The following is a 23926-nucleotide window of genomic DNA, read 5'->3' as shown; positions in this document are numbered from 1 at the left end:
GCAGCCGGGCACCTTGGGCCTTTCGTTCAGCACCTGGCGCGCTGGCGGCTACGCCAACGCGGCCGTGCCGCGTCCCGCCGATCCCGCCACCCTGCAACAGCTGGGCGGCGAGACCATGGGCACCACGTGGTCGCTGCGCTTCGACAACCCGCGCATGTTGCCGCTGGCGGACGTGCGCGGCAGCGTCGAGTCGGCGCTGGCCCGCGTGGTCGCGCAGATGAGCCACTGGGAGCCGGACTCGGACATCGGCCGCTTCAACCGTGCGCCCGGCGGCTCGCGCCACAAGCTGCCGGCGGAATTCGCGGAAGTGATGCGCTGCGCCGCCCGCTGGGCGGAAGCGAGCGACGGCGCCATCGACCCCACCGTCGGCCCATTGGTCGCTTGCTGGGGCTTCGGCCCCGAAGCGCAAGATACACGAGATGGCGGCCTGCCCGATGCACAGGCGCTGGCCGCCGCGCGCGCGCGCACCGGCTGGCCGCGACTGGCTTTCGATGCGGCAGACGGGTCGCTGCTGCAGCCGGGCGGCTTCACACTCGACCTTTCAGGCATCGCCAAGGGCTTCGCGGTCGACCACGGCGTCGACGCGTTGCGCGCCCTCGGCCTGACCGACCTGCTTTTCGAGATCGGCGGGGAGCTGCGAGGTGTCGGGCGCCGCCCTGGCGGCCAGGCATGGCAGGTGTTGGTCGACGGCGATGCAGCTTCGTCGCAGCGCATCGCGCTGGCCGACATGGCGATCGCGACCTCGGGCGACCGGTGGCACCAGCGTTCGCATGAAGGGCGCCGCTGGTCGCACACCATCGATCCGCGCACGGGCGAGCCCGCCGCGAATGCGCCGGCCAGCGTGACCGTGCTGCACCACGAATGCATGCAGGCCGACGCATTGGCGACGGTGTTGACGGTGCTGGGTCCGCAGGCCGGGTTCGACTTCGCGCAGCGCCACGAGATCGCCGCGCTGTTCATGAGCCAAGGCGACGCATCGCCCGCGGCACGCACCACGCGTGCGTGGCCCGCACCGGCCAAGGCATGAACGACAGCGCGTGGCGCGCACTGGGCGCGAGCTCGACCGTGGTGGCCTACGCGGCGCTTTGCGCGTCGGTCTATGCGCGCGCGCGCAGGCAGCGGGCGGTCGCCGCGCGCGACGCCGCCGAACTCTCGGCAGGCGGCAACGAGCCCCCTGCCCTCGTGCTGTTCGCCAGCCAGACCGGCCAGGCCGAAGCCATCGCCTGGCAGACCGCCCGGCAACTGAGCGCCGCCGGCACGCCCGCGCGCGTCATGGAACTGAACGCGCTCGACGCAGCCACGCTGGCGGGCGCGAAGCGCGCGCTGTTCATCGCGAGCACCTACGGCGAAGGCGACGCGCCGGACGGCGCCAGCGTGTTCGCCGAGCAGGTGATGGGGACGTTACCCGCGCTGCCCTCGCTTCGCTATGCCGTGCTGGCACTGGGCGACCGCCAGTACGCCCACTTCTGCGGCTTCGGCCGGGCGCTCGACGAATGGCTGCATGCGACGGGGGCGTTGCGCGAGTTCGATAGCATCGAAGTCGACAACAGCGACCCCGCGGCTTTGGCCGCCTGGCAGGCCCGGTGGGGCGGCACGCCGGGGGAAAGCGCGCAGGAAGTGCCGGCCGCCGCATTCGCGCAATGGCGCATCGTTGCGCGCGAACAGCTCAATCCCGGCAGCACCGGCGCACCCGCCTTTCACCTGGGGCTGGTGCCGCAGAGCGGTGCCATGCCGCACTGGGCCTCCGGCGACCTGGTGCAGGTCAGCGTGGCCAGCGACCCCACGCACCCGCGCGACTACTCGATCGCATCGCTGCATACCGACGGCGAGCTGCAGTTGCTCGTTCGGCAGGAGCAGCACCCGGACGGCACGCTGGGGGCCGCGTCGGGCCTGCTCACGTCCACGCTCGCCATGGGCGACACCGTCGCCTTGCGCCTGCGGCCGCATCGCGGCTTCCGCCTGGACGGCAACGAGGCGCGGCCGCTGATCCTCGTCGGCAACGGCACCGGGCTGGCCGGCCTGCGAGCGCATCTGCGCGCCCGCGCCGCCGCGGGCAGGCACGACAACTGGCTCGTGTTCGGCGAACGCCAGGCAGCGCATGACTTCCTCTACCGCGAGGAAATAGAGGCCTGGCAGGCCGATGGCGTGCTGCAGCGGCTGGACATGGTGTTCTCGCGCGATCAGGCGGAACGTTTCTACGTCCAGCACCGGCTGTTGCAGTCTGCCGACATCTTGCTGCAGTGGCTGCGCGATGGCGCGGCCGTCTACGTCTGCGGCAGTTTGCAGGGAATGGCTTCCGGTGTGGACGCGGCGCTGCGGCAGGTTGCAGGGGAGGCTTTCGTTCGCGACCTGAAGGCCAGCGGCCGCTATCGCCGTGACGTCTACTGAGCCCTGAAGTACCCGTTCAGTTGCGTGTCAGCAACAAACCAGGCTTAACTTTAGGATTAATACAACGTTGCTGTGCGCTCTCGTATTGAGAAACAATATCATTCGCACCGATTTGCAAAAGCTTTGTAGATCGACTCACCCAGCCAGTCCGCCCGCTTCTCCCGCAAGAACGCCGCCGTCGAGACATCGCCAGTCGAGTCCTAGCCGCCGCCCCCTTTCGGAGAAGAATTCCATGGCCTACATCAAAAGCCGCAAACACGCCGTTGCGCGCGCAGTTCCACACCTTTCCGGCGCTGCAGCCGCCACGCTGATGGCCCTTGCGGCTCCAGGCGCCTTCGCCCAGTCGTCCAACGCGCTGCCGGAAGTCAGGGTGCAGGACTCCGCCGTCACCAACGACTACAAGACCGACACGTCGGCCAACCCCAAGTTCACGGCCCCGCTGGTGAACACGCCGCAGACCATCCAGGTCATCAAGGACCAGATCATTCGCGACCAGGGCGCGACCACGCTGACGGAAGCGCTGCGCAACACCCCCGGCGTGGGCACGTTCTTCCTCGGGGAAAACGGCAACACCAACACGGGCGACTCGGTCTACATGCGCGGCTTCGACAGCTCGAGCGCGATTTTTGTCGACGGCATCCGTGACTTGGGCTCCGTGTCGCGTGACGTGTTCAACATCGAGCAGATCGAGGTCGTGAAGGGCCCGTCAGGCACCGACGTGGGCCGCACCTCGCCCACCGGCTACATCAACCTCGTGACCAAGAAGCCCAAGCTGGAGGACAGCTTCCTGGGTTCGCTGAGCTTCGGCAGCGCGAGCTTCAAGCGCGGCAGCGTCGACTGGAACAAGTCGCTCAGCAGCGCCAACGGCATCGGCGCGGCGTTCCGCCTGAACGCCGTGACCGAAGACGGCGGCGTGGCCGGGCGCGACATGGTGAAGAACAAGCGCACGGCCATCGCCCCGTCGCTGGCACTCGGCCTGAACAGCCCGACGCGCATCTTCCTGGACTATCTGCACGTCAAGCAGAACAACGTGCCCGACGGCGGCGTGCCTACCATCGGCCTGCCGGGCTACACCACACCGGACGCGACCGCGATCAACCGCGGCCAGGCCCGCCGCACGTACCTGAATTCCGCGGCACGCGTGGACTCGAGCAACTTCTACGGCACGAGCTCGGACTTCGACAACGTGACCGCGGACATGTTCACCGCGCGCATCGAGCACGACCTGACCCCCGACATCACGCTGCGCAACACCACGCGCTACGGCAAGACCTCGCAGGACTACATGCTCACGTCGTTCATGGGCGGTGGCCTGACGTCGACCAACGGCGTGGGCGCCTTGCCGGCGGCCAACGCGGGCTACCTGAACACGGTCATCCCGACGCTCCCGGCAAGCTGGACCGTCACGCGCAACCTGCCGACCAACAAGGACCAGGAAAACACGATCTTCACCAACCAGACGAGCGTGTCGGCCAAGTTCAACACGGGCAGCGTCGGCCACTCGTTCAACGGCGGCGTCGAATTCATCCGCGAGACGCAGCGCGCCAACAACTTCTATGCCCCGGGCTTCGCCAGCGTGGGCACCACGCTGGCCGCCGCCGGTTCGTGGCCGGCCGCCAACCTGTACAACCCGAATCCGTACGTGAGCGGCTACAACCGCATCGCCAACGGCACGGGCTCGGACGGCAGCACCGACACCATCGGCCTCTACGCCTTCGACACGCTCAAGTTCAACGAACAGTGGCAACTGACCGCCGGCCTGCGCTACGACCACTACTCGACCACGTACAACGCCACCGCGCTGACGCTGGCACGCACCGGCAACGGCCCGCAGACAACGACGATCACGCCGACCAACCTGAAACTGTCGGACAACCTGCTGTCCGGCAAGATCGGCCTGGTCTACAAGCCGACGGAAAACAGCAGCGTCTACGCGGCCTACGGCACGGCCGCGCAGCCGCCGGGCGGCGCGAACTTCCAGCTGGCCGCCAGTGGCACCGGCAACAGCGCCGCGCGCACCGACTTCCTGCCGCAGAAGGCAAAGACCTACGAACTCGGTACCAAGTGGGACGTGCTGAGCAAGCGCGCGGCCCTGACCGCTGCGCTGTACCGCACCGACGTCAGCAATGAAGTCGTGCAGGACAGCGTGACCACCAACTACTACCAGACCGGCAAGAAGCGCGTGCAGGGCATCGAGCTCGGCGCATCGGGCGCGTTGACCGAAAACTGGGGCGTGAGCACCGGGTTCACGACGATGAACACCCGCGTGCTGAGCGGCCCCTCGGTGTTGGCCGACGGCTCCACCGCCCTCGCCTACACGCCGAAGAAGGCTTTCACGCTCTGGACCACGTACCAGCTTCCGTTCGGCCTGACCCTGGGCGGCGGTGCCCGCTACAACGGCAAGCTGCAGCGCGGCAGCGACGGCGCGGTGGGTACACCGGCGTATGTCGACTCGTACTGGGTGTTCGATGCGATGGCGTCATACCGCATCAACAAGAACGTCGACATCCAGTTCAACGTCTACAACCTGTTCGACAAGGACTACGTGGCGGCGATCAACAAGAGCGGCTACCGCTACACGCCGGGCACGCCCCGCTCGTACAAGGTCACCGCGAACTTCGCGTTCTGATCGTTTCGCGCACCGTTCCCGCCCGGGGCGGTGCCACACTCGAGCCCCGGCCCGCGCCGGGGCTTTTCTGTTTGCGGAGTTCCTGAAAAATGATGCTGCATGTGCCCGATGTGCTCAGTCCCGCCCAGGTGCGCGAGATGCGCGCCACGCTCGACGCGACGAACTGGGTCGATGGCCGGGAGACGGTTGGCGACCAGGGCGCGCAGGTCAAGCGCAACCGGCAGTTGCCCGAACAATCGCCCGTGGGCCGCGAACTCGGAGCCGCGGTGCTCGCCGCGCTGGCCCGCAACGCGCTCTTCTTTTCGGCGGCACTGCCGCTGCGCTTCGTGCCGCCCCTGTTCAACCGCTACGAAGGCGGCGAGCACTACGGCGTGCATGTCGACGGCTCGGTGCGCACGCTGCCAGGCAGCGGCCAGCCATTGCGCACCGACCTGTCGTGCACCCTCTTCCTGTGCGAGCCGGAAGACTACGAAGGCGGCGAACTGGAGGTGATCGACACCTACGGTTCTCACGAGGTCAAGCTGCCGGCCGGCGACCTCATCCTGTACCCGGCGAGCAGCCTGCACCGCGTGCACCCCGTGACCCGCGGGGCGCGGGTGTGCTCGTTTTTCTGGCTGCAGAGCATGGTGCGCAACGACCAGCAGCGCAGCATGCTTTTCGAGCTCGACCAGAACATCCAGAAACTGCGCGCCCGCCTGGGTGAATGCGAAGAAACGGTCGCCCTGACCGGCCACTACCACAACCTGCTGCGGCTCTGGTCGGAGGTCTGAGCGCGCGGTCCGGCAGGCCGCGAACGCCATTGCAGGATCCGGTAACAGCATAGTGATTGCAAATGCGATGGATTCTTATTTATAATCGGTCACTTCCAACAGCCAGCCAACTGCCGCTTTCACCGCCATGATCGTTTGCGTCTGCCGCCGAGTCTCCGACCGCGAAATCGCACGCCACGTGCGCGCGGGCATGACTTTCGACGAAGTCCAGTTCGAACTCGGCGTGGCCACCCAATGTGGCCAGTGTGAATGCTGTGCGCGCGATATCGTCGCGCAGTGCAGCGCTTCTCACCCGGTCGCCGCCCTGAATTGCGAAACGGGCCCGAGGGCGATCCAGCTTGCCAACTCCATCAAGGAAAGCAAGGCATGGAACTCGTCTCGGCACTCGGCGGCAGCCTGATCCTGGTCGCCGGCTCGGTCTGGTGGATTTTTCACAAGTGATGCAAGCGACGCACGCTGCGTCCTCGTAGCGGTTTTGCTGCAATCGGGGCACCTTTCAGGTTGCCCGCACTCGAATGGTTGATCGTGTCTGACCGCTTTGCCCCTCCCCCCTCCTTTCTCGGCCTTTCCCGCAATGTGGTCATTGCGGGCAGCGTCATCCTTTTTCACGGGGCCGCGCTCTGGGCGCTGCAAAGCGGATTGCTGCGCCGCGCCGCCGAAGTGGTGATTCCAGTCGAAATACTGAGCCAGTTCGTCGAGCCGCCCAAGCCGAAGGCAGACCCGCCGCCTCCGCCCCCACCGCCGCCTCAACCCAAGGTCGCCAAGGCGCCGCCTCCGCCGCGTCCCCAGGCCATTCGGGAGCCGAAACCGACTCCGGCGCCGCAGGCGCCCGTGGGTGTGACGGAACCGCCGCCGCCCGCCGCGCCACCGGCACCGCCCGCGCCGCCGGCCCCCCCCGCACCGCCGCCTTCGCCTCCAGCGCCCCCCGCGGTGTCGCTGCCGTCGAGCAACGCCGACTACCTTCAGAACCCGAAGCCGGTCTACCCCGCCATGAGCAGGCGGCTCGGCGAACAGGGCAAGGTCATCGTGCGGGTACTTGTGGGCGTCGATGGCACGCCCAAGGGCGCGGAAGTCAAGAAATCCAGCGGTTTCGATCGGCTCGACGAGGCGGCCGTGGAATACATCATGAAATGCCGGTTCGTGCCCGGCAAGATCAACGGCGTGGTGCAAGCCATGTCCTATGACGCCCCCGTCAACTACGTGCTGAACTAATTTTTCTCTGGAGCAACTTCGTATGGATTCCCAATTTGGCTTGATGAACGTCTGGAACCAGGGCGACTTCGTGACCAAGGCCGTGGCGGTGCTGTTGATCGGCATGTCGCTCGCGTCCTGGATCGTGATCATCGTCAAGGCGCTCGACGTCATTCGCTACAAGCGCCTCGCCAAGAACTCGCAAGACTTCTGGCACAGCGAAGACTTCGCCACCGCGCTGAACAAGCTCGGCAAGGACGACAGCAACCCGTTCCGCGCGCTGGCCCTCGAAGGCCGCGAAGCCGCAGCGCACCACCGCAACACCAAGGTGCACCTGCACGACACGCTGGACGTGAGCGACTGGATCACGCGCTCCCTGCGCAACGGCATCGACGCGTTCACCGCGCGCCTGCAGACGGGCCTCGCGATCCTGGCTTCGGTGGGCTCCACCGCCCCCTTCATCGGCCTGTTCGGCACGGTCTGGGGCATCTACCACGCGCTCATGAGCATCGGCTCGGCCGGCCAGGCGACCATCGACAAGGTGGCCGGCCCGATCGGTGAAGCACTGATCATGACGGCGCTCGGCCTGGCCGTGGCCATTCCGGCGGTGCTGGGCTACAACGCGCTGGTTCGCGGCAACAAGTTCGTGCTGACCAAGCTCAACGCCTTCGCGCACGACCTGCACGCTTACTTCGTGACCGGCGCCCGCGTTCAGAGCGGCGGCAGCGACGCGATCGTGGTTCCGCTCAAGAAGGGCTGAGCATCATGGCTTTTGGAACACAAGACGAACCCGATGAAGTGATGAACGAGATCAACATGACGCCGCTGGTCGACGTCATGCTGGTGCTGCTCATCATCTTCATCATCACCGTGCCGGTGATGAAGCACGCCGTCAACATCGACCTGCCCCGCGCCACCAGCGAGCCCGAGCAGCCGAAGCCGCAGAACATTTTGTTCAGCGTGACGGCAGACGGCACCTACTACTGGAACGAAGACAAGATCGACGACAGCGCGCTGCCCGCGCGCCTGGCCGCAGAAGCCGCCAAGGAGCCGCAGCCCGAGTTGCATATCCGCGGCGACAAGGCCGTGCGCTACGAGCGTGTGGCCAAGGCCATGTCGGAAGCGCGCGAAGCCGGCGTGCGCAAGATCGGCTTCATCACGGAGCCTGATGCGAAGTGACCTGAATCGCGATCAAAAAAAAGTTGATCGCGACGATTGACTTTTTATTGCGAATCATTATCATTCAGTCATCGCTTCGATAAGGGAACTCCAGATGCCAGCCACTCCGAATGCCTTTTCTGTTCTGAACCATCCTTCGCTCGACCAATCGGGTGGCGGCCATGCGTCCATCCAGGCAACGCGTCCGGCTCCGCAGGTTGAAAGCACCGAGCTTCTGAAAGGAAGCAAGACCGTCGGCATCATGCACAACGGCTCCCTGTACCGGCTTCAAGCCACCAAACTCGGCAAGCTGATCCTGACCAAATAGGTCGTCGTTCAGTTCGCCCCTCCCGAGCAAGTTTCATCGTGGGGCGACTCAAGGAGATTCATCTCCGAAGGGTCGTTTTTTGCTAGCCAACGGTTCGCCGACTAGCCAAGCTTTTTTTCACGCTGAAGCATCCGAAAAGAAAACGCCGACCTCGAAGTCGGCGTTTTGCTTGGTGCGGCGTAAAGCTCAGAGGCCGAGTGCGGCAATGCCTGCCTTGGCGATCTGTGCGTCTTCGTTCGACTTCACGCCGCTCACGCCAACGGCGCCGATCACGTGGCCGTCCTTCACGATCGGCACGCCGCCTTCGAGCAGGCCCTGCACTTCGGGCGCCGTCAGGAACGCGGTGCGCCCGCCGTTGATGATGTCTTCGTAGACCTTGCTCTCGCGGCGGCCCATGGCGGCGGTGTGCGCCTTGGCCGGTGCGATGTGCGAGGACAGCGCAGCGGCGCCGTCCAGGCGCTGCAGCCACAGCAGGTTGCCGGCGTCGTCCGAAATGGCGATGGTCACGGCCCAGTTGTTCTTCAGGGCCTCGGCTTCGGCCGCTGCGGCAACGGCCTTGACATCGGCGAGTTCGAGGAATGATTTGGTCTTCATGGTGTGCTCGGGTTGCGTAAAACCCGACAGCATAACGGCCACGCCGCCAGCAGTGCCTTCGCGCCGGTGCCAAGCTTGGGAACAAGCTGCATGCCGTCTTTACCGGCACCCGCTCTTGCAGCCCCCTAGAATGCGCCCCAACTGCGTCTTCGCAGCAACCACAGGAGCTCCGGCCATGAACGACCGCGTTACCACCCTAGACACATCCACTGGCTACGGCCAGCCGCTGGCGCAGGCGGAACGCCAACGCGTGCTGCGCAACACCTACTGGCTGCTCGCGCTGAGCCTGCTGCCCACCGTGCTCGGCGCATGGGTCGGTGTCAGCACGGGCCTCACGCGCTCTCTTACCGGCGGACTCGGCCTCATCGTCTTCCTCGGCGGCGCGTTCGGCTTCATGTTCGCCATCGAGAAGACCAAGAACTCCGCCGCCGGCGTACCGGTGCTGCTGGGCTTCACCTTCTTCATGGGCCTGATGCTGTCGCGCCTGATCGCGATGGTGCTGGGCTTCAAGAACGGCTCCGAACTCATCATGACGGCCTTCGGCGGCACCGCTGGCGTGTTCTTCGTGATGGCCTCGCTGGCCACGGTCATCAAGCGCGACCTGTCGGGCATGGGCAAGTTCCTGTTCGTCGGCGCGATGGTGCTGATGTTCGGCGCCGTCATCAACATCTTCGTCGGTTCGAGCACCGGCATGCTGGTGATCTCGGTGGCTGCCATCGGCATCTTCTCGGCCTACATGCTCTATGACCTGAAGCAGATCATGGACGGCGGCGAAACCAACTACATCACCGCAACGCTCGCGTTGTACCTGGACTTGTTCAACGTGTTCCAGAGCCTGCTGGCCCTGCTGGGCATCTTCGGCGGCGAACGCGACTGAGCGGACCCGCACCCACCATTCAAAAGAGCCCCGAGGGGCTCTTTTTCATTCCAGCTCGAAGACCGCGATCGACTCGACGTGCGCCGTGTGCGGGAACATGTTCACCACACCGGAGAACGTGCAACGGTAGCCCCCCTGGTGCACCAGCAGGCCGGCATCGCGTGCCAGCGTCGACGGGTTGCAGCTCACGTACACGATGCGCTTGGGCGGCGTCCAGCCGTCGGTGCGCAGTTCAGGCTGCAGATGCAACTCGGACAACGCTTTGGCGAGGGCGAAGGCGCCTTCGCGCGGCGGGTCGACCAGCCACTTGTCGGCGCTGCCGTCGGCCACCAGCATCGCTGGCGTCATGTCGAACAGGTTGCGCGCTACGAAAGTTGCATGTGACAACGCACGGCGGGCGGGCGTTGCGGGCTGATTTCGCTTGAAGTTGTCGGTGGCGCGCGCCACCAACGTGTCGCTCCCCTCGATGCCCAGCACCTCACGCGCCCGGCTCGCCAGCGGCAAGGTGAAATTGCCCAGGCCGCAGAACCAGTCGATCACGCGCTCGTCCGGCTGCACGTCGAGCAGGCGCAGCGCCTTGCCGACCAGCGCCCGGTTGATGTGCGGATTGACCTGCGTGAAATCGGTGGGCTTGAACGGCATCGTGACGCCGAACTCGGGCAGCCGATACGCCAGCGGCACGCCACTCTCCTCCAGCAGCTTCACGGTGTCCGGGCCCTTGGGCTGCAGCCACCACTGAACGCCTTCGTTGCCGGCCGCAAAGGCCTTCAACCGCTCTATGTCGGCGCCCGACAGCGGCTCGAGGTGCCGCAGCACCAGCGCGATGGTGCCGAGCTTCGTGCTCTCGGGCGCGTCGCCGCAGGCCAGTTCGATCTGCGGGCAGGTCTCGCGCGCGTCCATCGAGCCGATCAGCGCGCGCAGCGGCATCAGCATCTCGCTGATCTGCTTCGGCAGCACCGGGCACACCTGCATGTCGGCCAGGTAGCGGCTCTTGCGCTCGTGGAAGCCGATGAGCACCGTGCCCTTCTTGACCACGTGGCGCACCGAGAGCCGCGCGCGGTAGCGGTAATGCCATGCAGGTCCCTCGAGCGGGCGCAGCACGTTCTCGGGGCGTACCTTGCCCAGATGCCACAGGTTGTCTTCCAATGCGCGCTGCTTCACGGCCACCTGGGCGCCCGGGTCGAGGTGCTGCATCTTGCAACCGCCGCAGGCGCCGGTGTGCAGGCCGAAGTGCGGGCAGCCGGGACGCACCCGCTGCGACGACTCGCGGCGAATGGCCGTGACCGTGCCTTGCTCCCAGTTGTTCTTGCGGCGGTTCACGTTGAACTGCACCTCCTCGAAAGGCAATGCGCCTTCGATGAACACGACCATGCCGTCGGCCTTGTGGGCGACACCCTGGGCGTCGAGGTCGAGCGATTCGACCTGCAACCACTCTTCACCAGGATTCGCGGGGACTTTCGCGGGGGTTTTGTTTTCTTCGATGGGTTCCGTCATGCCCCGATTGTCTCAGCGTGGCCGGCTCCGCTAGAACAGCGCATCGCGACCGACGCCAGAGCGCGCCAGTTGACGCCGCATCTTGGCCAGTGCCTCGTTCTGGATCTGCCTGACCCGCTCGCGCGTGAGGCCCAGGCGCACGCTCAGCACCTCGAGCGTCTCTGGCTCGCGGTCGTGCAGGCCGTAGCGGCCTTCCAGCACCTCGCGCTCGCGCGCATCGAGGGCATGCACCCATTGGTCGAGCAGGCGCTCCACCTCGTGCGTGTGCGTCACGCCGGTCGGGCTGCCCTGCTCGTCCTCGGAGGCCACGGTGTCGGCGAGCGTGAAGCCATCGTCGCCGCGCGCATCGCCTGCATCCAGCGAGCGCGGCGCTTCGGACAGCGCCAGCAGATCGGCCACGGACTGCACGTCCCGTCCGAGCAGCGCGGCAATGTCTTCCACGCGCACGCCGTCGGGCCGGTGCACCAGAAATTCCGCGTCGCCTTCGAGGGTGCGGCGCGCGCGCAGCACCTGGTGCAACTCTCGCACCACATGCACCGGCAGCCGGATCGCCCGGGCCTGCGTCATGACCGCGCGTTCGACGGACTGGCGGATCCACCAGGTCGCATACGTCGAAAAACGAAAGCCGCGTTCGGGTTCGAACTTGGTGATGGCGTGCATCAAGCCGAGATTGCCCTCCTCGATGAGGTCCGACAGCGGCACGCCACGTCCCAGGTAACCCTTGGCGATGTTCACCACGAGCCGCAGGTTGTGCTCGATCATCGACTGGCGTGCAGCGAAATCGCCAGCTCGCGCGGCGCATGCGGCCTGGTACTCCTGCGCGGGTGTGAAGAGCTCGGTGCGCCGGACCTGGCGCAGGTAGATGGTCAGCGCATCCGCGCCTTCGCCGCCGATCGGCTCGCTCAGGGCACCACGAGGCGGTGCGATGTCTGTTGCCAGCGGATCGGCCGCTGCGTCGACGGAAGCGGCGCTCTCGTCGGAAGGGTCCCTGCGGCTGCCCTTGCCCGCCGACCCGCGCACAGGCAGCGTGCGACGGGGGCGAGGGGCAGCCATGGCATCACCGGCCGGGGAGGTAACGCGAAGGATCGACGGGCTTGCCCTGGCGGCGGATCTCGAAATGCAGCTTCACCCGGTCGGCGTCGCTGTTGCCCATTTCGGCGATCTTCTGGCCCTTCTGAACCGACTGGTCTTCCTTCACGAGCAGCGTCTGGTTGTGTGCATACGCCGTGAGGTAGGTGTTGTTGTGCTTCAGGATGATCAGGTTGCCGTAGCCACGCAGACCGGCACCCGCATAGACCACGCGGCCGTCGGCGGCGGCCAGCACCGGGTCGCCCGCCTTGCCGCTGATGTCGTAGCCCTTGTTCTTGGCTTCGTCGAAACCCGCGATCAAGGAACCGCTCGCGGGCCAGATCCACCCGAGGTCTTCGTCACCCGAATTGCCGCTGCCCGGGGCCGACGGCGACGCCGTGATCGGTGCCGGTGGCTTGACCGCACTGCTGGCCGGTGCCGCAGGCGCCAGCACTGCTGGCGGCGTCACGGGCTTCGTGGTCGCGCTTTCGGAAGAAGGCGCACTGGCCGGCGGCGCCACGGCAACGGCCGTTCCACCCGGCGGGATCACGCGCAGCACCTGGCCGACTTCGATGAGGTCGGGGTTGTCGATGTTGTTCCAGCGGACGATGTCCTGCCAGCGTTGGCCCGTGTCCGCGCCGATGCGGCGGATGGTGTCGCCGGGGCGCACCGCGTAGTAGCCGGGCTTGCCGTAATTCTCGATGCCTGCCAGCGGCTTGCCGTTGGCGTCCGTGGTGATGGGCGGGCCGCCAGGCACTGTGGCGCTGGGGGCGCGCGTCATGGTGCCGCGGTCTTCGACCGGTGCCGGCCCACGCGGTGTGGAACAGCCCGCGATCACGAGCACAAAGGCCAACGTGACGCCAGCGAACCAACTCCGATTGCCAAAACCCTGCATGTGTTATTCCTTCAAGCGATGCCTGATTTTAGGGGGACAAAGTGAACCGCCTCAAGAATGAGACGCTCCAGTCCCCGGGGGGTCTTGTCGATGACGACGAGGGCCTGCCCACCGCTGGCGGAATGTGTCGGAGCCACGATGCGGCCCCCCACCGCGAGCTGGTCGATCCAGGCTTGCGGAACGGCTTCGCCGCCCGCGGCAGCGATGATGCCGGCGTAGGGTGCGCCCTTCGCGTAGCCGACCATTCCGTCGCCCAGCATCAGGTGCAACGTGGCCAGGCGGAAGGGCCGAAGGTTCAAGCGTGCCCGCTCGTGCAGGCCGCGCAAACGCTCGATGCTGTAGACCTCGGAGGCCACGTGGTTCAGCACAGCGGCCTGGTAGCCGCAGCCGGTGCCTATTTCGAGCACTCGGCCCAGTTTGTCTTGCGGTTTTCCGGCCAGCGCGGGCGCGCCCAGCAGGAGTTCGATCATGCGGGCCACCACGCTGGGCTTGGAGATGGTCTGCCCGAGCCCGATCGGCAGGCTGGTGTCTTCGTACGCCTGGTTGACCAGCGCGCTGTCGACGAAACCGTGCCGGTTCACCGCGCCCATCGCACGCAACACGCGCGGATCGGAAATGCCCTGGGCCGCGAGCTTCTGCACCATGCGCGCGCGCACAGCGTCGGAGGCCATCGAAGGCGTGGACGGCACCATCGGCTTGGTCGGCACTGCAGGCATGCGCCCGCGCGTGGCGGCCGAGGCGGTGGGTGTCAGGCGAACGGGAAAACTGGGCCGCTGGGTGGCCATGTCAGTTGCCGAACCGGGCCACGGTCTCGCGCCATTGGCCGAGGTTGGCGTGGTCGGTCAGATCGATCTGCAACGGCGTCAACGCAATATGACCAGCCGCGGTGGCGTGGAAGTCGGTGCCCTCGCCGCTGTCCTTGGCGCCACCGGCGCCGGCGATCCAGTACATGGTCTCGCCGCGCGGGCTGTCCTGCGTGATCACCTTCTCGGCAGCGTGCCGGCGACCGAGCCTGCAGACCTTGACGGGCTTCAGTTCGTCGAAGGGCTTGTTCGGAACATTCACGTTGAGCAGGAACGCCTCGCCGTCCAGCATGCGCTCGCGCTCGATCTGCTGCACCAGACGCCGCGCCACCTGAGCAGCCGCGTCCACGTGGGCCCAGCCCTTTTCGATCTGCGAGAACGCAATGGCGGGAATGCCGAACAGGTAAGCCTCCATGGCCGCTCCGACGGTGCCCGAATAGATGGTGTCGTCGCCCATGTTGGCGCCATTGTTGATGCCGGAAACCACCAGGTCTGGCCGGTAGTCGAGCAGGCCCTTGAGTGCGATGTGCACGCAGTCGGCCGGCGTGCCGGTCACGTAGCGAAAACCGTTGTGGGCTTCGCGCACATAGAGAGGTGCGGCCAGGGTCAGTGCGTTCGACTTGGCGCTGTTGTTGTGCTCGGGGGCAATCACCTCGACATCGGCGATGTCCTTGAGTGCGTCGTGCAGTGCGACGATGCCCGGCGCCTGGAAGCCGTCGTCGTTGGAAATGAGTATCTTCATGGTGTCCTGGATCGCTCGGATTGTAGGCGTCGGGTGCGTCGCAGCAGGGACAAGCCAGCCTCGACGCGCCGCCTATCATCGCCCGCATTCATTGCCCCCACCCGACTCACACGAAGGAGACTCGAGCATGCACGCATGGCTTTGCGAAAACCCCACCGGCGTCGACGCGCTGACCTGGAAGGAACTGCCGACACCGACGCCGGGCCCGGGACAGGTACTGATCGAAATCAAGGCGGCGAGCCTGAATTTTCCCGATCTGCTGATCGTGCAGAACAAGTACCAGATGAAGCCGCCCCTGCCCTTCGTGCCTGGCTCCGAATATGCGGGCGTCATCCAGGCGGTCGGCGAAGGCGTGACGCACCTCAAGGTCGGCCAGAACGTGGCCTGCCTGTCGGGCACTGGCGGGTTCGCGACGCATACGCTGGCCCCCGCGGCGCTGTGCATGCCGCTGCCCGAAGGCTTCGGACACGTCGATGCCGCGGCCTTCATCATGATCTACGCCACCTCGTGGCATGCATTGATGGACCGCGCGCAACTCAAGGCCGGCGAAACCGTGCTCGTGCTCGGCGCGGCCGGCGGCGTGGGCACCGCAGCCATCCAGATTGCCAAGGCGGCTGGCGCCAATGTCATTGCGGCGGCATCCACAGATGAGAAATGCGAACTTTGCCGCTCCATTGGCGCTGACGCGACGATCAACTACACGACGCACGCGCTGCCCAATGGGTTTCGCGATGCCGTCAAAGCCGCGACCGACGGCAAAGGACCGGATGTCATTTACGACCCGGTCGGTGGTGACTTTGCAGAGCCGGCGTTTCGCTCGATCGGCTGGCGCGGGCGCTATTTGGTCGTCGGTTTTGCGTCAGGCCCCATTCCGTCGTTGCCATTGAATCTGACGCTGCTGAAAGGCGCTTCCATCGTGGGCGTGTTCTGGGGTGATTTCGCGCGGCGCGAGCCCAAGGCCAATGCGCAGATGATGGCCGAATTGGCCCAGTGGTATGGCCAGGGAAAGATCAAGCCGGTGATCGACAGCACCATGCCGATGGCCGAATTGAAGGCGGCATACGCCCACATGGGTTCGCGCGGCGTCAAGGGAAAACTCGTGATGGTGAACTGACCTTGCCAGGTCGACACCCAATAAAAAAGCCCGCATGAGCGGGCTTTTTTATTGGGCACTTGCCCAAGAGTCCGGCAGGCACTTACTTGATTTCGTAATCGGTCAGCGACTTGCCTGCAGCCAATGCCTCGGTCACCCAACGCGGCTTGCGGCCACGGCCACCCGACCAGGTTTCGCCCGTCGGGCCACGGTATTTGGCAGCTGCTTTGATGGGTGCAACGCCTGCTGCGCGTTTGACGGCACCCCCGCGGCCGCCCAGTTTCAAGTCGGAAGCCGTCAATCCGTATTCGGCAATCTTCTTGCGAAGCTCTTCGATCACACCGGCGCGCTCTTGGTTGCGCATGTCTTCGGCTTGCTTGCGCAATTGCGCAATCTGCTCGTCATGCTTCTTGATCTGGGAATTGATATCGGCGAGGGTCGAAGCCATTGTTGGACTCCAGAAATTGAAAACGAGCGGATTTTAATTCAATTTACATTTGTAGCAAGCGTGACGCCTGACAAAAAAATTGAATCCGCATTGCGTTGATGCAACAACTCGCAACATGAGCGCACCACCTTGGGCGCTTATATGCGGATGAAGACGGGAAAAAGGGAGAGGAGCACGCAACCCGAAGAAGCGGTGGCTCGGAAATGACAACGCCGGGGCAAGCCCGGCGGTGCAAACCTTTGAACGCTATTTAGCAATAGCCTAAAGGAAATATTTTTTGGGGTGGCTGATGGGACTCGAACCCACGACGACCAGAATCACAATCTGGGACTCTACCAGCTGAGCTACAGCCACCGTAGAGCCTCCGATTGTAGCGTTAAAAATCCCGGTTTTGACAGCCCCCGTTAAAACACGAGGCTTGAATGCCACATCAACCCGCCACCAGAGGTCCGCTCAACGTCGACGTCACGCCCTCCAGGATCTTGATCGACCCGTCGGGCCGCTCATGGGTGCCGATCAGCAACCCGCTGGCAATGGCGTGTGCGCGAAGCGCATCGACGATCTCGTCTCGCCCCGGCGCTTCGGAGAATTCCGGCGTCTGCGCCAGCGCGAACAACTGGAACGCGTAGCGATGCACCCCGTGGCCCGGGGGCGGGTCGGGCGGCAGCCACGCTGCCTGCAATGCCGAATTGCGGCCGACATGCAGGCCCACACCGTCATTGCCCTGGCTCGGAATCGACGCTTCTGTCAGAGAACCTCCTTCCAGCGGAAGATCGACCACGATGGCATGCACAAGCGGCTTGGGCGTGGGCGAATCGGCATCCTCGACGATCAACACCAGCGACGCCGTTCCCACCGGCAATCCCGCCCACCGCAACGGCGGAGAAATGCCCTCGCCGTCAGGCGCGTCGGCCGTGCAGCGAGCCGGAAGCGGCGCGTGGTCTGCGAACGCAACGCTCGTGAGGTCGATCGATGCCATGCCCTCGCGCATGCCGAGGGTGTTGAAGACGATCTCGTCCAATCCAGCACGCACACCTTGCAGCGCGTGACCAATGACGTCAGGCAGTTTTTCCAGCATGGTCGAAGGTGTACCCCGGCGCCGCAGCTGCGCCTGTAGGACGCCGCGCAGCCTCGGCGTCACGCCGACGGGCACGGGTTCCCGCCCCCTCGTTCCATCGGCATTCGAGGGCATCCGCACCCAAAGTGCTCCGCTATCATCCAAGCGACCCGCGCAGGCGGGCATGAGGCCCTCCCTCTCGCCACTTCCACTTCACCACCAAAGGAATTTCTTCATGAGCATCGTCTGGACTATCCTGATCGGTTTCGTCGTGGGTCTTGTGGCGCGTGCCGTCAAGCCGGGCGACGACTCCGCGGGCTTCATCGTCACCACCCTCATCGGCATCGCGGGCTCCTTGATCGTCACGTACGTCGGGCAATCGATGGGGTGGTACACCGCAGGCCAGGGCGCAGGCTTCATCGCATCCGTGCTGGGCGCGATCGTGCTGCTGGTCCTCTACGGTCTCATCAAGCGCAAGAGCTGATGGCCTCGCGGTCGCGCCGCGTCACGCGGGCGGCCGCTTCTGCTGACTCGCCGCGCCGCGTCAAGCGGGCGGCCACCACGGATGCCGTGCCTCGCAAGCCGCGCGCCAAGCATCACGTCTATGTGGTCGAGCTCGATGACCGCGTATGGAACAACGGCCGCTTCAGGCGCGCCAATCCCGACTACCAACTCGGCAAGCCCTTCGTCTATGTCGGCATGACCGGCCTGGACCCCGACATCCGCTTCGACAAGCACAAGGCCGGCATCCAGGCCAACAGCTTCGTGCAGGCCTTCGGCCTGCGCCTGTTGCCCGCGCTGTACGAACGCTACAACCCGATGACCTACGAGGACGCACGCCTGATGGAGGTCGACCTCGGCATCGCGCTGCGCAAGGCGGGATACGGGGTGTGGCAGGCCTGAGCCGCGAAGCCTTCAGGCGTAGGTGACCCAGTCCTCATACGCCGGACCGTCCAGATGCGGCAGCGTGTTGTAGGTCACGAGCATGTGTCTCTTGGGCGTGAAGGCGAACTCCGTCACCGACGAATTGCGGATGCGCAGGTTGAGTTCGATTGTCGTCTCGGCGCTCGTGCCCAGCACGTGGCCGACCGCCGTGCTGATGGGCCCGCCGCTCGACACCACCAGCACCTTCGCGCCGTGGTGCTTCTCACGCACGTGGTCCAGGGCCGTCGTCACGCCCGCCAGGAAGTCGACATAGCCAGGCATCCCGATCGGCGCCGTCCGGCCCTGCATCCACGCGCCCAGGCCCTCGCGCAGCAGCCGGAAGTGATGGCGGTACATCTCGGGCGAATCGGGCTTTTCGAGCTTGCCCTCGTGGATGGTGGCAATGAGCGCCTCGCTGTCGTACTCGTTGAGTCCGGGCCATGGCAGCACGCCGTCGCTCGCCAGGCCCAGGCCCAGGCCCTCGGCAATGCCTTCCCATGTCTGTCGATGGCGCTTCAGGGTGCCAGTGATGACGGCGTCGAAAGTCATGCCGCGCTCACGCCAGTACGCGCCCAGACGAACCGCCTGCCGGTGCCCGAGCTCGCTCAGGTTGTCATAGTCCGCAGCGCCGAAACTGGCCTGCCCGTGGCGCACGAGATAGAGGGTTCCCATGCGGGCGATTCTGGCAAGAAGCGCGGGCCTCGCTTGTCCCTCGGGCGACCAGTTCGCGCGTCCCAATGAAAAAGCCCGAGCCATCGGCTCGGGCTTTTTCGCGAAGGCGGCTTTGGATCAGCGGCCTGCGGCAACAGGCAGCGTGTCCGCCGGCTTCGGCACCAGGATCTCCGCCTTGAAGCGATCCTTCAGCATGCTGTAGTAGGCGGCGTCCTCCGCAGCGGCCACCGACTGGCCCACCTGCGCCTGTTCCTGCTTCGCGAGATCGGGCGCCGGGGGCGTGCGCGGCACGACCTTGGTCACGCGAACCACGGCATAGCCTTGGGCGCCGAGGTCCACGCCCACGAGCGTGGGCAGCTTGGCGGCGTCGGCACGCAGCGCGGCGTCGATGACCGGCAGCGGCTGCGATTGCGCTTCGCGGCGCGACACCGTCATCGGCGCGCCGAAGGTCGCACCGTCGGCCTTGGCTGTCCACGCCGCGAGCTTCGCCTCGCCCTCGGTCCTGGCGAGCACCGCGGCTCGTTCGGTCACCAGCTGCGCGCGGATCTTGTCCTTCACGTCGGCCAGCGGCACCGGATGCGCCGGGGTGAACTGCGTCACGCGGCCCGACGCGAGCTGACTGGAGCCGACCTCGATCGCCTCGGTGTTCTGCTTGCGCTGCAGCGAGTCGGGCGCGAACAGCGCGCTCAGGAAGTTGCGGCTGGCCAGCGGGCCGGTGGCGCCCGGTGCGGGCGTGCGCGGCACATTGGCGGCCGTCTGGATCGTGAGCTTGAGCTTCTCGGCCGCGGGCTTGAGGCTGTCGGGCGTCTGGTACACGGCATCGGTAAATGCCTCCGCGGCCTTCGCGAATTCCTGCGTGGCCTGCTGCGCGCGCACTTCGCTCTCGATGGTGGCACGCACCTTCTCGAAAGGCGGCACCACGGCGGGCTTGATGTCGGTCACTTCGATGATGTGGTAGCCGAATTCGGTTTCGACGATGCCGCTGATCTCGCCCTTCTTGAGCGAGAACATTGCGTCTTCGAAAGGCTTGACCATTGCACCGCGCGTGACGAAGTCGAGGTCGCCGCCCTTCTCCGCCGAACCGGTGTCCTGCGAATTCTTGCGCGCCACGTCGGCGAAGCTGGCGGGCGCCTTCTTCACTTCGGCCAGCAATTGTTCGGCCTTGGCCTTGGCCTTTTCGCGGTCGGCAGCAGGCATGCTGGCCGGCGCGGTGATCAGGATATGGCTCGCGCGGCGCTCTTCCTTCGTGCCGAAGCGCGCCGTGTTCTGCTCGTAATAGGTCTTGAGATCGGCGTCGCTCACTACAAGGTTCTTCTTGGCGGCCTCCAGGTCGAGCACGAGGTACTCGATGCTGGCCTGCTCGGGCGCCTGGAACTGGGCCGTGTGGTCCTTGTAGTAGGCCTCGATGTCGGCGTCGCTCACCGTCACCTTCGACGCGAAGCTCTCGGGGCTGAAGCGGGCCACCTGGATCTCGCGGCTGTCGTAGAAGGCGTTGATGGTGGTGGCGGCCAGCGCGGGCGTCGTGAAGGCCGTGCCCGAAACGCCCAGCAGCACCTGCTGCGTGGCCATCTCGGAGCGCACGCCCGCTTCGTACTGCTCGGGGGTGCGGCCGGTCACGCGCTGAAAGGCGTCGCGGTCGAACTTGCCATCGGGCGTACGGAACGCCGCCAGGCCCGTGTCCTGCGCGAAGATGCGCGACAGGCGATCTTCGGACACCGACATGTTCGCCTTGGCGGCCGCAGCGACCAGCACGCGGTCGCGCACCATGCGCTCCAGCGTGGCGTACCGCAGGGCGTCGGAGTCGAGCACCGTCGGGTCGATGTTGGGCGACTGCTGGCGAATGCGATCTGTCTCGACGCGGTGCTGCTGGTCCCACTCGGGCTTGGTGATCGGCTGGCCATCGACGCGGGCCACCTTCTCGTCGCTGCTGCCCTGGTAGCGCTCGACACCGAAGAGCACGAACGAGGGAATGATCAGCAAGAACAAGAAAATCATGACGATCTTGTTGTACTTGCGGAAGAAATCAAACATGCTTGAACACTCTTTTTCGACGGATGTCGGACGGCAATAAAAAAGGCGAACTTGCGGTTCGCCTTTGCATCGGGTGGGTGGTGGGTGCTGAGGGGCTCGAACCCCCGACCTACGCCGTGTAAAGGCGGCGCTCTACCAACTGAGCTAAGCACCCCACCGGGAATACGCTCCGAGTCTAACGTCTTAGTTCAGCGCGTCTTTCAGCGCCTTGCCCGGACGGAACTTCGGAATCTTGGCAGCCTTGATTTTAATCGCCTCGCCGGTTCGGGGATTTCGGCCGGTGCGGGCCGCGCGCTTGCCTACTGCGAAAGTGCCGAAACCGACGAGCGAAACCGAGCCGCCTTTCTTGAGCGTGGTACGAATAGCGCCGATGGTGGATTCGAGCGCACGCGTTGCTGCTGCTTTGGAAATATCGGCGTTCTTTGCGATGTGCTCAATCAGTTCGGTCTTGTTCACAAGGGCCCCTTGTAGAAAAAAAGTTGGTCGGCTTCCGTCAGCTGCGACCCGGCCGCGATGTGTGCGACTCAAGAACCTGGCAGGCCTGACGCCTCGGCAGCGCACTGCCATCGAGGATTACAACCACTGGTCTGCAGGGTGTCAATAAGACACGAGGCCATGCAGATCAGCGGAGCGCGCGATTCTAGGGGCGTTTCGTGAAGCGTTTTTTCGCAGTGGCCCAAAGCGGTTCAGAGTGCTTCGGCAATCGCCTTGCCGAGGTCGCTGGTGCTGGCCGTCCCACCGATGTCCGGGGTGCGCGGTGCGCCGCTTTGGGGCGCGAGCACCCGCTCGATGGTCGAAAGAATGGCATCGTGCGCCTGCTTGTGGCCCAGGAACTCCAGCATCATCGCGCCGCACCAGATTTGCCCGATCGGGTTCGCGATGCCTTTGCCCGCGATGTCGGGCGCCGAGCCGTGCACCGGTTCGAACAGCGAGGGCGTGGTGCGCTCCGGGTTGAGGTTGGCGCTGGGCGCGATGCCGATGGTGCCGGTGCACGCGGGGCCCAGGTCCGACAGGATGTCGCCGAACAGATTGCTCGCCACCACCACGTCGAAGAAGTCGGGCCGCTGCACGAAGTGCGCGGTGAGGATGTCGATGTGGAACTTGTCCAGCGTGATGCCCGGATAGTTCCTGGCCATTTCCACCACGCGCTCGTCCCAGTAGGGCATGGTGATCGAGATGCCGTTCGACTTGGTGGCGCTCGTGAGGTGCTTCTTGGGTCGCGACTGCGCAAGCTCGAAGGCGAACTTCAGCACCCGGTCGACGCCCACGCGCGACATCACGGTTTCCTGCACCACGATTTCGCGCGGCGTGCCCTGGTACATGCGCCCGCCGATGCTCGAGTACTCGCCCTCGGTGTTCTCGCGCACGATGTACATGTCGATCTCGCCGGGCTCGCGCGGCGTGCCGTCGCGGCGCACCACGGGCGCGATGATGCCGGGCATCAGGCGCGCGGGACGCAGGTTGATGTACTGGTCGAACTCGCGCCGGAACATCAGCAGCGAGCCCCACAGCGACACGTGGTCCGCGATCTTCTCGGGCCAGCCGACCGCGCCGAAGAAGATGGCGTCGTGGCCGCCGATCTGGTCCTTCCAGTTGTCGGGCAGCATCTGGCCGTGCTTCTCGCAGTAGTCCCAGCTGGAGAAGTCGAAGTGGTCGAACTTCAGGTCGATGCCGAATTTGCTGGCCGCCGCTTCGAGCACGCGCAGGCCCTCGGGCGTGGTTTCCTTGCCGATGCCGTCGCCGGCGATGACTGCAATTCGCTGTGTGCTCTTCTGGGTGCTCATGGTGCGGCTCCTGCGTGTGCTTGTGAGGGGGATGAAAAGAAGCTCAGCGCCTCGGCGAGCAGTTCGTCCGGCGCTTCTTCGGGAACGTAGTGGCCGCACGGCAAGGCACGACCCGACACATCGGCCGCGCGCTCGCGCCACAGCGCCAGCACATCGAAGGCCTTGCCCACCGCGCCATGCTCGCCCCACAGCACGCGCAGCGGCTGCACCAGTTGCCGGCCGGCGGCGATGTCGGCGCGGTCGTGCACGAGGTCGATGGTAGCGGAGGCGCGATAGTCCTCGCAGATGGACTCGGCCGTGCCCGCGATGCTCGCGCAGCGCTCGTACTCGGCCAGTACCTCGGGCGCGAACGGCGCGAGCCCCGCATGCCGCCCGCCCATCACGCTGCGCACGTAGCGCACCGGGTCGGACGCGATCAACGCTTCGGGCAGCGGCGGCGGCTGGATCAAGAAGAACCAGTGCCAGTAAGCTTTGGCGAAGGCCTCGGAAGTTTGTTCGTACATCGCGAGCGTGGGCGCGATGTCGAGCAGCAGCATGCGCTCCACCACTTCGGCGTGGTCTGCCGCCAGCCGGTGCGCCACGCGCGCGCCGCGGTCGTGCGCCAGCACGCCGAAGCGTTCGAAGCCGTGGTGGCGCATGGCGGTGAGCGCATCGAGCGCCATTTCCCGCTTGCTGTACGCCGCGTGCTCGGCGTCGGCCGCCGGGCGGCCCGAGTCGCCGTAGCCGCGCAGGTCGACAGCGACCACGGTGAAGCGCTCGGCCAGCGCCGGCGCCACACGGTGCCAGATCGCATGCGTCTGCGGGTGACCGTGCAACAGCAGCAGGGGCGCGCCACGCCCGCCGATGCGGCCATGGATGCGCACGCCGTTGCGCTCGATGCCGAACGGGGGAAAGGAAAGAAAAGAGGCTGTCACGGAACGATTGTGCGTTGCACCCCGGCGATCATCAAGCAACAATCAGCCAATTCATACTTTCTATTT

The 23926-nt window shown here is 65.6% G+C and carries 26 protein-coding genes and 2 tRNA genes; 13 read left to right on the top strand and 15 right to left on the bottom strand.

The genetic code is table 11. The annotated features are described in order from the left end of the window. Window positions 1-13: 13 nt before the first annotated feature. The 9 genes from ACSFA5_RS08445 (at window position 14) to hemP (ending at window position 8464) form a co-directional block, all read left to right on the top strand. A complete protein-coding gene (locus ACSFA5_RS08445) occupies window positions 14-1027 on the top strand; it encodes an FAD:protein FMN transferase (protein WP_435443569.1) in 1014 nt (337 codons plus the stop codon). Next, window positions 1024-2388: a sulfite reductase subunit alpha gene (locus tag ACSFA5_RS08440; protein ID WP_435443568.1), complete on the top strand. Its 1365-nt coding sequence runs from the start codon at window positions 1024-1026 to the stop codon at window positions 2386-2388. Before ACSFA5_RS08445 ends, ACSFA5_RS08440 begins: the two co-directional genes overlap by 4 nt. 232 nt (window positions 2389-2620) lie before the next feature. Beyond that, a complete protein-coding gene (locus ACSFA5_RS08435; RefSeq protein WP_435443567.1) occupies window positions 2621-5017 on the top strand; it encodes a catecholate siderophore receptor Fiu in 2397 nt (798 codons plus the stop codon). Window positions 5018-5106: 89 nt separating this feature from the next. Then, on the top strand, window positions 5107-5787 hold the full coding sequence (locus tag ACSFA5_RS08430; RefSeq protein ID WP_435443566.1) for a Fe2+-dependent dioxygenase: 681 nt from the start codon (window positions 5107-5109) through the stop codon (window positions 5785-5787). Between the two features lie 127 nt (window positions 5788-5914). Beyond that, the gene (locus tag ACSFA5_RS08425) at window positions 5915-6187 is read left to right on the top strand and encodes a (2Fe-2S)-binding protein (protein WP_435443565.1); all 273 of its coding nucleotides are present in this window, start codon (window positions 5915-5917) and stop codon (window positions 6185-6187) included. Between the two features lie 122 nt (window positions 6188-6309). Next, window positions 6310-6999, top strand: coding sequence for an energy transducer TonB (locus ACSFA5_RS08420; protein ID WP_435444081.1), 690 nt, complete (start codon window positions 6310-6312; stop codon window positions 6997-6999). 22 nt (window positions 7000-7021) lie between these two features. Then, window positions 7022-7738 (top strand): MotA/TolQ/ExbB proton channel family protein, encoded by a 717-nt coding sequence (locus tag ACSFA5_RS08415; protein WP_435443564.1) that lies wholly within the window; start codon window positions 7022-7024, stop codon window positions 7736-7738. A 5-nt stretch (window positions 7739-7743) separates the two neighbouring features. Beyond that, window positions 7744-8157, top strand: coding sequence for an ExbD/TolR family protein (locus tag ACSFA5_RS08410; protein ID WP_435443563.1), 414 nt, complete (start codon window positions 7744-7746; stop codon window positions 8155-8157). Between the two features lie 94 nt (window positions 8158-8251). Continuing rightward, a complete protein-coding gene (hemP, locus tag ACSFA5_RS08405; RefSeq protein WP_435443562.1) occupies window positions 8252-8464 on the top strand; it encodes a hemin uptake protein HemP in 213 nt (70 codons plus the stop codon). A gap of 186 nt (window positions 8465-8650) precedes the next feature. On the opposite strand, the gene ACSFA5_RS08400 is transcribed toward hemP, so the two are convergent. Then, window positions 8651-9058 carry a GlcG/HbpS family heme-binding protein gene (locus tag ACSFA5_RS08400; protein ID WP_007830736.1) on the bottom strand — a complete coding sequence of 136 codons (408 nt, stop codon included), beginning with the start codon at window positions 9056-9058 and terminating at the stop codon, window positions 8651-8653. Between the two features lie 175 nt (window positions 9059-9233). Here ACSFA5_RS08400 and ACSFA5_RS08395 point away from each other — a divergent pair, with 175 nt between their 5' ends. Next, window positions 9234-9935, top strand: a complete 702-nt coding sequence (locus tag ACSFA5_RS08395) for a Bax inhibitor-1/YccA family protein (RefSeq protein WP_435443561.1) — start codon at window positions 9234-9236, stop codon at window positions 9933-9935. Between the two features lie 45 nt (window positions 9936-9980). Here the strand turns inward: ACSFA5_RS08395 and rlmD are convergent, their stop codons facing one another. From rlmD to surE, 5 genes are read right to left on the bottom strand one after another with little or no spacing between them, the layout of a single operon-like run. Then, window positions 9981-11429: a 23S rRNA (uracil(1939)-C(5))-methyltransferase RlmD gene (gene rlmD, locus ACSFA5_RS08390; protein ID WP_435443560.1), complete on the bottom strand. Its 1449-nt coding sequence runs from the start codon at window positions 11427-11429 to the stop codon at window positions 9981-9983. A gap of 30 nt (window positions 11430-11459) precedes the next feature. Then, window positions 11460-12482: a sigma-70 family RNA polymerase sigma factor gene (locus ACSFA5_RS08385; protein WP_435443559.1), complete on the bottom strand. Its 1023-nt coding sequence runs from the start codon at window positions 12480-12482 to the stop codon at window positions 11460-11462. A gap of 4 nt (window positions 12483-12486) precedes the next feature. Continuing rightward, window positions 12487-13392, bottom strand: a complete 906-nt coding sequence (locus ACSFA5_RS08380) for a peptidoglycan DD-metalloendopeptidase family protein (protein ID WP_435443558.1) — start codon at window positions 13390-13392, stop codon at window positions 12487-12489. An 11-nt stretch (window positions 13393-13403) separates the two neighbouring features. Continuing rightward, the gene (locus tag ACSFA5_RS08375) at window positions 13404-14177 is read right to left on the bottom strand and encodes a protein-L-isoaspartate(D-aspartate) O-methyltransferase (protein WP_435443557.1); all 774 of its coding nucleotides are present in this window, start codon (window positions 14175-14177) and stop codon (window positions 13404-13406) included. A gap of 1 nt (window position 14178) precedes the next feature. Beyond that, the gene (gene surE / locus ACSFA5_RS08370; protein WP_435443556.1) at window positions 14179-14937 is read right to left on the bottom strand and encodes a 5'/3'-nucleotidase SurE; all 759 of its coding nucleotides are present in this window, start codon (window positions 14935-14937) and stop codon (window positions 14179-14181) included. A gap of 127 nt (window positions 14938-15064) precedes the next feature. On the opposite strand from surE, the gene ACSFA5_RS08365 reads away from it, so the two are divergent. Beyond that, window positions 15065-16051, top strand: a complete 987-nt coding sequence (locus ACSFA5_RS08365) for an NADPH:quinone oxidoreductase family protein (RefSeq protein ID WP_435443555.1) — start codon at window positions 15065-15067, stop codon at window positions 16049-16051. A gap of 82 nt (window positions 16052-16133) precedes the next feature. Here the strand turns inward: ACSFA5_RS08365 and ACSFA5_RS08360 are convergent, their stop codons facing one another. From ACSFA5_RS08360 to ACSFA5_RS08350, 3 genes are all read right to left on the bottom strand, one after another. Further along, complete coding sequence (locus ACSFA5_RS08360) at window positions 16134-16478, bottom strand: H-NS histone family protein (RefSeq protein ID WP_435443554.1); 345 nt, start codon at window positions 16476-16478, stop codon at window positions 16134-16136. Between the two features lie 278 nt (window positions 16479-16756). Then, window positions 16757-16832: transfer RNA gene (locus ACSFA5_RS08355), tRNA-His, on the bottom strand. A gap of 76 nt (window positions 16833-16908) precedes the next feature. Then, a complete protein-coding gene (locus tag ACSFA5_RS08350) occupies window positions 16909-17556 on the bottom strand; it encodes a YbhB/YbcL family Raf kinase inhibitor-like protein (protein WP_435443553.1) in 648 nt (215 codons plus the stop codon). A gap of 214 nt (window positions 17557-17770) precedes the next feature. Here ACSFA5_RS08350 and ACSFA5_RS08345 point away from each other — a divergent pair, with 214 nt between their 5' ends. Then, the gene (locus tag ACSFA5_RS08345; protein WP_435435604.1) at window positions 17771-18019 is read left to right on the top strand and encodes a GlsB/YeaQ/YmgE family stress response membrane protein; all 249 of its coding nucleotides are present in this window, start codon (window positions 17771-17773) and stop codon (window positions 18017-18019) included. An 86-nt stretch (window positions 18020-18105) separates the two neighbouring features. Next, entirely contained in the window at window positions 18106-18438 is a 333-nt protein-coding gene (locus ACSFA5_RS08340; RefSeq protein ID WP_435444080.1) for a hypothetical protein, read from the top strand. A 12-nt stretch (window positions 18439-18450) separates the two neighbouring features. On the opposite strand, the gene ACSFA5_RS08335 is transcribed toward ACSFA5_RS08340, so the two are convergent. The 6 genes from ACSFA5_RS08335 to ACSFA5_RS08310 form a co-directional block, all read right to left on the bottom strand. Next, complete coding sequence (locus tag ACSFA5_RS08335) at window positions 18451-19131, bottom strand: histidine phosphatase family protein (protein WP_435443552.1); 681 nt, start codon at window positions 19129-19131, stop codon at window positions 18451-18453. A 117-nt stretch (window positions 19132-19248) separates the two neighbouring features. Continuing rightward, the gene (locus ACSFA5_RS08330; protein ID WP_435443551.1) at window positions 19249-21162 is read right to left on the bottom strand and encodes a SurA N-terminal domain-containing protein; all 1914 of its coding nucleotides are present in this window, start codon (window positions 21160-21162) and stop codon (window positions 19249-19251) included. Between the two features lie 78 nt (window positions 21163-21240). Further along, window positions 21241-21316 (bottom strand) — tRNA-Val (locus tag ACSFA5_RS08325). A 29-nt stretch (window positions 21317-21345) separates the two neighbouring features. Beyond that, window positions 21346-21618: an HU family DNA-binding protein gene (locus ACSFA5_RS08320; RefSeq protein WP_099796196.1), complete on the bottom strand. Its 273-nt coding sequence runs from the start codon at window positions 21616-21618 to the stop codon at window positions 21346-21348. 230 nt (window positions 21619-21848) lie between these two features. Continuing rightward, window positions 21849-22946, bottom strand: a complete 1098-nt coding sequence (locus ACSFA5_RS08315; protein WP_435443550.1) for a tartrate dehydrogenase — start codon at window positions 22944-22946, stop codon at window positions 21849-21851. Further along, a complete protein-coding gene (locus ACSFA5_RS08310) occupies window positions 22943-23860 on the bottom strand; it encodes an alpha/beta fold hydrolase (RefSeq protein WP_435443549.1) in 918 nt (305 codons plus the stop codon). The genes ACSFA5_RS08315 and ACSFA5_RS08310 overlap by 4 nt, the downstream gene beginning before the upstream one ends. Window positions 23861-23926 lie beyond the last annotated feature (66 nt).

It is taken from the genome of Variovorax monticola, from assembly GCF_051216855.1.
Taxonomy (GTDB): domain Bacteria; phylum Pseudomonadota; class Gammaproteobacteria; order Burkholderiales; family Burkholderiaceae_C; genus Variovorax.
This window is presented reverse-complemented; position numbering and strand designations above follow the sequence as displayed.

Bases quoted from the DNA above. Each gene is read 5' to 3' on its own strand.
- ACSFA5_RS08440 (WP_435443568.1), top strand. From the start codon at position 1,024: ATGAACGACAGCGCGTGGCGCGCACTGGGCGCGAGCTCGACCGTGGTG.
- ACSFA5_RS08435 (WP_435443567.1), top strand. From the start codon at position 2,621: ATGGCCTACATCAAAAGCCGCAAACACGCCGTTGCGCGCGCAGTTCCA.
- ACSFA5_RS08430 (WP_435443566.1), top strand. From the start codon at position 5,107: ATGATGCTGCATGTGCCCGATGTGCTCAGTCCCGCCCAGGTGCGCGAG.
- ACSFA5_RS08425 (WP_435443565.1), top strand. From the start codon at position 5,915: ATGATCGTTTGCGTCTGCCGCCGAGTCTCCGACCGCGAAATCGCACGC.
- ACSFA5_RS08415 (WP_435443564.1), top strand. From the start codon at position 7,022: ATGGATTCCCAATTTGGCTTGATGAACGTCTGGAACCAGGGCGACTTC.
- ACSFA5_RS08410 (WP_435443563.1), top strand. From the start codon at position 7,744: ATGGCTTTTGGAACACAAGACGAACCCGATGAAGTGATGAACGAGATC.
- hemP (WP_435443562.1), top strand. From the start codon at position 8,252: ATGCCAGCCACTCCGAATGCCTTTTCTGTTCTGAACCATCCTTCGCTC.
- ACSFA5_RS08400 (WP_007830736.1), bottom strand. From the start codon at position 9,058: ATGAAGACCAAATCATTCCTCGAACTCGCCGATGTCAAGGCCGTTGCC.
- ACSFA5_RS08395 (WP_435443561.1), top strand. From the start codon at position 9,234: ATGAACGACCGCGTTACCACCCTAGACACATCCACTGGCTACGGCCAG.
- rlmD (WP_435443560.1), bottom strand. From the start codon at position 11,429: ATGACGGAACCCATCGAAGAAAACAAAACCCCCGCGAAAGTCCCCGCG.
- ACSFA5_RS08385 (WP_435443559.1), bottom strand. From the start codon at position 12,482: ATGGCTGCCCCTCGCCCCCGTCGCACGCTGCCTGTGCGCGGGTCGGCG.
- ACSFA5_RS08380 (WP_435443558.1), bottom strand. From the start codon at position 13,392: ATGCAGGGTTTTGGCAATCGGAGTTGGTTCGCTGGCGTCACGTTGGCC.
- ACSFA5_RS08375 (WP_435443557.1), bottom strand. From the start codon at position 14,177: ATGGCCACCCAGCGGCCCAGTTTTCCCGTTCGCCTGACACCCACCGCC.
- surE (WP_435443556.1), bottom strand. From the start codon at position 14,937: ATGAAGATACTCATTTCCAACGACGACGGCTTCCAGGCGCCGGGCATC.
- ACSFA5_RS08365 (WP_435443555.1), top strand. From the start codon at position 15,065: ATGCACGCATGGCTTTGCGAAAACCCCACCGGCGTCGACGCGCTGACC.
- ACSFA5_RS08360 (WP_435443554.1), bottom strand. From the start codon at position 16,478: ATGGCTTCGACCCTCGCCGATATCAATTCCCAGATCAAGAAGCATGAC.
- ACSFA5_RS08350 (WP_435443553.1), bottom strand. From the start codon at position 17,556: ATGCTGGAAAAACTGCCTGACGTCATTGGTCACGCGCTGCAAGGTGTG.
- ACSFA5_RS08345 (WP_435435604.1), top strand. From the start codon at position 17,771: ATGAGCATCGTCTGGACTATCCTGATCGGTTTCGTCGTGGGTCTTGTG.
- ACSFA5_RS08335 (WP_435443552.1), bottom strand. From the start codon at position 19,131: ATGGGAACCCTCTATCTCGTGCGCCACGGGCAGGCCAGTTTCGGCGCT.
- ACSFA5_RS08330 (WP_435443551.1), bottom strand. From the start codon at position 21,162: ATGTTTGATTTCTTCCGCAAGTACAACAAGATCGTCATGATTTTCTTG.
- ACSFA5_RS08315 (WP_435443550.1), bottom strand. From the start codon at position 22,946: ATGAGCACCCAGAAGAGCACACAGCGAATTGCAGTCATCGCCGGCGAC.